We start from the raw sequence: 259 nt of genomic DNA on the forward strand, positions 1-259 counted from the left end.
AAAGAAAAAATTATAATAGCCAAAATCAAAAAAATAATTGATTTTAAATTGGAGAATTATAGGATTCAAAACACAAATTCTTTAGATGAACTTAAAAACGAATATGAAAATTTAAATAAACTGGTTAATATAGATATAGAATATACACATATTTTAAGTGAAATTGAAAAATACTTAAAAGATGACTGTTATAGAGAATTACTGAATCTTTGTAATTTAAAAGGGGCAATCTCTAAAGGATTAGCGAATCAAATTTTAG

At 21.6% G+C, this 259-nt stretch carries 1 protein-coding gene; it reads left to right on the forward strand.

What is annotated here, in order from left to right:
• Positions 1 to 259: hypothetical protein (locus tag V7083_RS23250; RefSeq protein ID WP_335482532.1), on the forward strand; the 259-nt coding region annotated here is incomplete at both ends.

Origin of the sequence: Bacillus sp. JJ1764 (assembly GCF_036962145.1) — a bacterium.
Taxonomy (GTDB): Bacteria; Bacillota; Bacilli; order Bacillales; family Cytobacillaceae; genus Neobacillus.